Raw genomic sequence first — 6,037 nt, forward strand, 5'->3', positions numbered from 1 at the left:
ATTCGGTGTGCTGCTCGACACCTTCCTTGTGCGGACACTGCTCGTGCCGGCGCTGAGTTACGACATCGGCCGGGCCATCTGGTGGCCGAGCCACTTGTCGCGTGGCATCCACACATCGGGGGCGACCCGGACGGAACGCGGTCCTGAACCTCTGCCGTCCCCCGTCATCGTCGACTGACCGATGTCGACCACGACCAGGCGCATCGGAGCGCTGTTGAACAGCGACGTCGTGGAAACACTCGAGGGGGCTACCAAAACACCCGCCCGTACGTCTTCGACTCGACACTTTTCGAGCAGACCTCCGGAAATGAGGCCGACACCGTTTGCGAGGCGATCCCGTCCCTCGCCGCCACCGAGTGAAGGGGACGGTCGGCATCTACGCCGAAAGGCCCCGGCTTTCACCGGGACCTTTCGTGCTCTGCGAAGCGAACTACAGGCTCAGCGCCTCCGTGAGGATCTGGGTTTGCTCGGCCGCGTGACGCTTGGCCGACCCCGTCGCCGGTGAGGCGGCAGCGGCGCGGGAGATCACCCGGATGGAGCGGTCGCCGATGTGCTTCGACGCCTCCAGCGCGATGAACGGCCAGGCGCCCTGGTTCTCGGGCTCGTCCTGAACCCAGACCAGTTCGGCGTCGGGGTAGCGGGCGATCACCGTCGTGAGTTCATCGGTGGGGAGCGGGTAGTACTGTTCGAGCCTGACGAGCGCGATACCGTCGTTCGGCTTCTTCTCGAGCTCTGCGCGCAAGTCCCAGTGGATCTTGCCCGAGTGGAGCAGCACGCGCTTCACCGACGAGGCGTCCGTGACGCGGGCGTCGTCGAGCACAGGCTCGAACCGTCCGCTCGTGAAGTCCTCGACAGGGCTGGACGCTCCACGGAGGCGGAGCATCGCCTTGGGCGTGAACACAACCAGCGGCCTGCGCGGGCGGGCGTATGCCTGCCGGCGCAGAAGGTGGAAGTACGACGCAGGCGTGGACGGGCGGGCCACGGTCATGTTGTTCTCGGCGCACAGCTGCAGGTACCGCTCGATCCTTGCGGAAGAGTGGTCGGGGCCCTGGCCTTCGTAACCGTGCGGCAGCAGGAGGACGACGCTTGACCGCTGTCCCCATTTCTGCTCGGCGCTCGAGATGAACTCGTCGATGATCGTCTGGCCGCCGTTGGCGAAGTCGCCGAACTGGGCCTCCCACAGCACAAGGGCATCCGGGCGCTCGACCGAGTAGCCGTACTCGAAACCGAGGACGGCGTACTCCGAGAGGAGCGAGTCGTAGATCCAGAACCGGGCCTGGTTGTCGGCAAGATTGGCAAGGGGCAGCCACTCCTGACCGTTGACCCGGTCGTGCAGCACCGCGTGGCGTTGCACGAAGGTGCCCCGGCGGGAATCCTGGCCGCTGAAGCGCACAGGCGTTCCCTCGAGCAGCAGGGAGCCGAAGGCGAGAAGCTCGCCGAACGCCCAGTCGATGTTGCCGTTGCGGCTCATGTCAAGGCGCTTTTGCAGCAGCTGCTGCAGCTTCGGGTGGACGGTGAACCCGGCGGGCTTGTTGTTGAAGCCGTCGCCGACGAGCTGGACGACAGCTTCTGGCACGCCGGTGGTCTCCGGCTCGCCGGAGTAGCCGTCATCGCCCTGGTCGTCGGTGATGACCGGGGTCGATGCGGTCTGTGCCGCATGCGTCTCCATGAAGGCGCGCTCCAGGCGGTCCTGGAAGTCGCGGTGGGATGCCTGGTACTCATCCTCGGTAATGTCACCGCGGCCGACGAGAGCCTCGGTGTACAGCTTGCGCACGCTGCGCTTCTGCTCGATCAGGTTGTACATCAGCGGCTGGGTCATCGACGGGTCGTCGCCCTCGTTGTGACCGCGTCGGCGGTAGCAGATGAGGTCGATGACGACATCCTTCTTGAATTCCTGGCGGAATTCGAAGGCGAGCTGGGCGACGCGAACGACGGACTCGGGGTCATCGCCGTTCACGTGCCAGATCGGCGCCTGGATGGTCTTGGCCACGTCGGTCGAGTAGATCGAGGTGCGCCCCTCACCGGGGGGCGTCGTGAACCCGACCTGGTTGTTGACGACAACGTGGATGGTGCCGCCGGTGCGGTAGCCACGCAACTGTGACAGCTGCATCGTCTCAAGGACGACTCCCTGGCCGGCCATCGCGGCGTCGCCGTGGATGAGGATCGGAAGGGTGGAGAAGGTGCCGATCGGCTGCCGGTCCTGACGAGCCCGGACGATGCCCTCGAGGACGCCGTCGACGGCTTCCAGGTGGGACGGGTTCGCGGCCAGATAGACGGGAAGTTCGGAGCCGTCTGATGCCCGGAAGGTTCCCTCCGTACCGAGGTGGTACTTGACGTCGCCTGAACCGGTGTTCTTCGAGTTGCTCGTGCCTTCGAACTCCTGGAAGATCTGGCCGTAGGTCTTGCCGGCGATGTTCGTCAGCACGTTCAGGCGGCCGCGGTGCGCCATGCCGATCGCGGCGCCATCGAGCTGCGCTTCAGCAGCTCCCTGAAGGATCGCGTCGAGCAGGGCGATCGTCGATTCACCGCCTTCGAGGCTGAACCGTTTCTGGCCGACGTACTTGGTCTGCAGGAAGGTCTCGAACGCTTCGGCTTCGTTGAGTTTGCCGAGGATGCGCATCTGCTCGTCGTGGCGAGGCTTCGCATACGGCCGTTCGACCTTCTCCTGGATCCACTTGCGCTGGGCAGGATCCTGAATGTGCATGTACTCGAGGCCGATGGTGCGGCAGTACGAGTCGCGCAGCAGGCCCAGGATGTCGCGGAGCTTCGACTGCCGCTTGTCGCCGAAACCGCCGGTGACGAATTCGCGGTCGAGGTCCCAGAAGGTGAGGCCGTGGTTGAGGATGTCGAGGTCGGGATGCGAGCGCTGCACGTACTCGAGCGGGTCGACATCCGCCATCAGGTGGCCACGAACCCGGAACGAGTTGATCAACTCCTGCACGCGGGCGGTTTTGTTGACGGTGTCGCTGAGGTCGACGGAAATGTCCGGCGCCCAGTGGATCGGGTCGTACGGGATGCGGAGGGCGGCGAAGATGTCCTGATAGAACGACTTCTGCCCGGTGAGCAGTTCGTGGACCTTCTTGAGGAACTCGCCGGAACCGGCGCCCTGGATGACGCGGTGGTCATAGGTCGACGTCAGCGTGATGGTCTTGCCGATCGCCAGCTCGACGAGGGTGTGCTCGCTCGCTCCCTGGAACTCAGCCGGGTAGTCGAGGGCACCGGCACCGATGATGCAGCCCTGACCCTTCATCAGGCGAGGCACGGAGTGCTCCGTGCCGATGCCGCCCGGGTTGGTCAGGGAGACCGACGCACCCTTGAAGTCGTCTGCGGTGAGCTTGTTCTTGCGGGCACGAGAAACGAGGTCCTCGTACGCGGAGAGGTATTCGCTGAATGTGAGCGTGTCGGCGTTTTTGATCGCCGGGACGAGCAGGGCGCGAGTGCCGTCCGGCTTGGGGATGTCGATCGCGATGCCGAGGCCCACGTGGGCGGGAGCGACGACGCTGGGTTTGCCGTCGACGACGTCGTAGTAGACGTTCTGGCTCGGGAAGTCCTTGAGCGCCTGGATGAGCGCCCATCCGATGAGGTGGGTGAAGCTCACCTTGCCGCCGCGTGCTCGTTTCATGTGGTTGTTGATCACGATGCGGTTGTCGATCATGAGCTTCGCGGGAATCGTCCGGACGCTCGTCGCGGTCGGCACCGTGAGGCTGGCATCCATGTTCGTGGCCAGCGACTTCGCCATGCCCCGGAGCGGCGAAACCTGGTCGACGGGCTCGGTCTTCTCGACGGCCGTGGCGGACTGGGCCTTCTGAGCCGGCTGCGTCGCCGGCTTGCGCGGGGCGTCCGCCGGAATCGGAGCTGCCTTGGGCTGCACCGACGTGGTCTTCGCCACGGGCGGAGCACCGATCACGGGGATCGGCGCGGTGATCGGGTGAGAGGGAACCTCGCCTGTGGCCTTGTCACCCTTGACTGGCTGATAACTCTCGAGGATGGGCCACCACGACTCGTCCACTGAATTCTTATCGGCACTGTATTGCTCGTACAGCTCATCTACGAGCCATTCGTTCGCACCGAATTCTCCCGACGAACCGTCGTCAGTTCCCACTCCGGTCAACTGGCTTGACACCGCCAGACCACCACTCTCTTACGTCGATGTGAGTACAACAGCGACATCCGTGGGAAGCGCTGCCAGATCCGAGTTCCAGCCTAATCCCATTCAGCGGAGGCTGCGGCCCGGTTGTGGGATGGGTAGCGTGGGCGTATGGAGTTCTATGGCGACGCCCCGGCCTTCGATTTGACCTACTCGGACGTCTTCCTCGTCCCCTCTCGTTCCCGGGTGTCGAGCCGTCTCGATGTGTCCCTCGCTCCCGGCGACGGAACGGGGGCACACCTGCCGATCGTCTCCGCGAATATGAACTCGGTGACGGGCCCACGGCTCGCCGCGACACTCGCGCGACGCGGCGGGCTGGGAGTGCTTCCGCAGGACATGCCGCTTCAGAGGCTGGACGCCGCGATCCGCTGGGTCAAGGACCGCCCTGTGGCGTTCGACGTCCCGGTCGAACTCGGGCCGGAGGCCACGGTCGCCGACGCGCTCTCCCTCCTCCCGGCCCTTCCGGGGCACGGCATCGTGCTGACGAACCCCGACGGCTCGTACGTCGGGTGCCTTCCAGCGACCGAGCTGGACCAGGCAGATCCGAGCGACCGGCTCGGCGACCTGATGCACGGAACCCTCCCGTCGATCGATGCAGAGGACGTCAGCGATCCCCGTGCGGCTTTCGACCTGCTCGTCGCCGCCGACCTCGGCTTCGCCCCGGTGCTGCAGCATGGCCGGCTGGTCGGGACGATCAGCCGGACGTCTGCACTGCGCTCCACGCTGTACAAGCCGGCCGTCGACGCATCCGGCCGGCTGCTCGTCGCAGCGGCGATCGGCATCAACGGGGACGTGGCGGCGAAAGCGAGGGCCTTCGCCGCCGCTGGGGTCGACACCCTCGTGCTCGACACCGCACACGGTCACCAGGCGGGGATGCTTCGCGCCCTTTCCGTCGTCAAGGGGCTGGGCTTGAAGATCCCGCTCGTCGCCGGCAACGTCGTCACCGCGGCCGGGGTGACCGACCTGGTTGCTGCCGGCGCCGACATCGTGAAGGTGGGAGTGGGCCCTGGCGCAATGTGCACCACCCGAATGATGACCGCCGTGGGTCGTCCCCAGTTTTCCGCTGTACTGGAGACTGCTGAGACGGCGAGCGACCTCGGTGCCCACGTCTGGGCTGACGGCGGCGTGAGGTACCCGAGGGACGTGGCGCTCGCGCTCGCCGCCGGAGCGGCATCCGTCATGGTCGGCTCGTGGTTCGCCGGGACCGTCGAGGCACCAGGCACTCTGAACACGGATGCCGCCGGCCGGCTCTACAAGGAAAGCTGGGGAATGGCGTCGACGAAGGCGGTGCAGGAGCGGTTCGGCAAACTCGACCCGTACGAACTCGCCCGGAAGACGCTCTTCGCCGAGGGGATCTCCTCATCGAAGATCTACCTCGATCCGTCCCGTCCATCGCTTGAGGACCTGCTCGACATGATCACCTCCGGTGTCCGGTCCTCGTTCACCTATGCCGGCGCGTCCTCGCTCGCCGAGTTCCGCGAACGTGCGCTCGTCGGGCTGCAATCCGCGGCGGGCTACGACGAGGGCAAGGCGCTGCCCGTCTCCTGGTGAGCCGGCCGTCGCCAGCACCCTCTCCCGGCTCGCGCGGGCGTTTTTGCGCTGCGCGGGTGCAACAGCGCCCGCGGCGGGCAATTCCACCCGCGCGAAGGGTGAAGTCCCTCCCGGTGTCAACTCGGCGGGGCACGGCCGCCGATCCTCGCTCTTGTCCTGGGGCGCACGGTCGCAGCGCTGCGCGGGTGTTTTCACCACGCGCGGCTGTTGTTCGGTAGTTGTCAACCTGTCTGAGACAACAGGTGGGTATTGATTCCAGTGGATTGGGGCAATGCGGGTGCGACCGGACGGCGTCTGAATCGTTCGGGATGCTTCTGCCAGTAGCGATCGAGGCTGGCT

The 6,037-nt window shown here is 65.9% G+C and carries 2 protein-coding genes; one reads left to right on the forward strand and one right to left on the reverse strand.

Going from position 1 to position 6,037, the window contains the following annotated elements; all coding sequences use genetic code 11:
- Positions 1 to 430: 430 nt before the first annotated feature.
- Positions 431 to 4,123 (reverse strand): multifunctional oxoglutarate decarboxylase/oxoglutarate dehydrogenase thiamine pyrophosphate-binding subunit/dihydrolipoyllysine-residue succinyltransferase subunit, encoded by a 3,693-nt coding sequence (locus ACLQ62_RS14090; protein WP_411722263.1) that lies wholly within the window; start codon positions 4,121 to 4,123, stop codon positions 431 to 433.
- Positions 4,124 to 4,258: 135 nt separating this feature from the next.
- Here ACLQ62_RS14090 and ACLQ62_RS14095 point away from each other — a divergent pair, with 135 nt between their 5' ends.
- Positions 4,259 to 5,698 carry a GuaB1 family IMP dehydrogenase-related protein gene (locus tag ACLQ62_RS14095; protein WP_411722264.1) on the forward strand — a complete coding sequence of 480 codons (1,440 nt, stop codon included), beginning with the start codon at positions 4,259 to 4,261 and terminating at the stop codon, positions 5,696 to 5,698.
- The last annotated feature ends 339 nt before the right edge of the window (positions 5,699 to 6,037 follow it).

Origin of the sequence: Mycetocola sp. (assembly GCF_046716805.1) — a bacterium.
In the GTDB taxonomy this organism is placed as follows: Bacteria; Actinomycetota; Actinomycetes; order Actinomycetales; family Microbacteriaceae; genus Mycetocola_A.